Origin of the sequence: Paenibacillus sp. 2TAB19 (genome assembly GCF_052115185.1) — a bacterium.
Classification (GTDB): domain Bacteria; phylum Bacillota; class Bacilli; order Paenibacillales; family Paenibacillaceae; genus Pristimantibacillus.
In genome coordinates, this window is the sequence record NZ_JBFRGE010000196.1 from 1 (window position 1) to 1,656 (window position 1,656).

1 protein-coding gene is annotated in these 1,656 nt (G+C 45.6%); it reads left to right on the plus strand.

Annotated elements, in window-relative coordinates:
• A partial coding sequence (locus AB4Z33_RS30930) for an alpha/beta hydrolase family protein (RefSeq protein WP_442053573.1) occupies nucleotides 1-1,460 on the plus strand: 1,460 nt, incomplete at its 5' end.
• Nucleotides 1,461-1,656 lie beyond the last annotated feature (196 nt).

Here is a 1,656-nt window from a genome sequence, read left to right on the forward strand (position 1 = left end):
TGTTTGCGTTAACCATCCTATTAAAAAAAGGACGGCGTAAAATTCCAGTATTCGTTGCAAGCGGAATTGCCACACTTTTACTAGTCATTCATTGGACGGTAGAAGGAAACAGAGTTCAGCTATTTTTCCTATATGGCATAACGATCATTTATTTAGCTATTTCAGGTTATAGCTTTTTTAAAAAAACCTACCTCAAAAAAATTCCGCGATTCATGTTGGGTTCAGCTTATATCACTATAGCGATAATGCTGGTTGTAACAGCGGCTCTCATGTATGCTTTTCCTGTATTTAAACTACCTGAACCGACAGGTGAATTTAAGGTAGGAACGCAAACTTTTCATTTCGTGGATACAAAGAGGAAAGAAACTTACGGCGAAGCCAGAGATGGCAAGAGAGAACTGATGGTTCAAGTTTGGTACCCGGCTCAAGCGCGCACCGGCAAGCGCGCTCTCATTATTCCCGATACCCAGATTTTGCGTTATATGGCCGCGGAATATGGCCTTCCCGGGTTTACTTTTCAACACCTGAAGTACGTATCCAGTCACACTTATTCGGGGGCCGAAGTCTCTTCGGCACAGACTTCATACCCGCTGATCCTTGCGAATCCCGGCAACGGCTCTTCTAGGTTCCTCCACACGTCGCAAGCTGAAAATCTCGCGAGTCACGGATATATCGTGGCAGTGATCGACCACACCTACAATACATTTGCAACCGAGTTTCCGGACGGTCGAATCACGACCAGCACAACCAATGATTTATTTTCGCCAGACCATGATTACCGGACGAGTAGAGGAAATCGAGACGAGTTAGGAAAAGTTTTAACCGGCGATGTAGCGTTTATACTGGACCAATTCGAGCTCATCCAATCGGGGCAGATTCCAAGTCATCTAAAAGGGAGGATTGATCTCGGTCATGTCGGGGCGTTCGGTCATTCCATCGGCGGAGCGACGGCCTATGACGCTTCTTATGATCCGCGAATCGCGGTTGGAATAGACTTAGATGGAGGGCTTTATCGACTGYGTGACAGAGAGGGTCTGCGAAAGCCGTTTTTGTTCATCAACTCGGAAAGTTATTTCGAAAAATTAAAAATGGTGATGGATAACCGGGTCTACACGGATGCAGAGCTTAACCGTATGGGATCAACGAGAGAGTGGGAGGATCAAGTAACGGAAGATAAAAGGATGGAGCTTGAACGGATGCGCGGAACGGCCGACGAAGGGGGACAAGTCCTCTATATCGACAATACGGAGCATTTGAATTTTACCGATGTACAGTTCATTTCTCCGATTTTCAAAATGCTGGGCATTTCAGGAAAGATTGCGCCCGAAAGAGCGAACTCCGTTATCAATGCCCACATGCTGGATTTCTTCGATATGTATCTAAAAAATCAAGGCGGAATCTTAATGAAAGGGCCGGATAGCCGCTTTCCGGAGGTGAAGTTGGTAACCTCGCTATTATAAATTTCATATACTATCACGTACAATTAGCTCCATCTCCACCAAGGAAAGTCCGACCTCATGAGATCGGATTCGATGCACTTGTTTCTCTTAAGCCCCGAAATTGGATTTGAGACTAGCCCACTTAACAGTGTAAGCTAGAAGCAKAACCAGTGGAGGGGATTTTTTATGCAACGTAGAAGAGGTCAGACGCCTATAT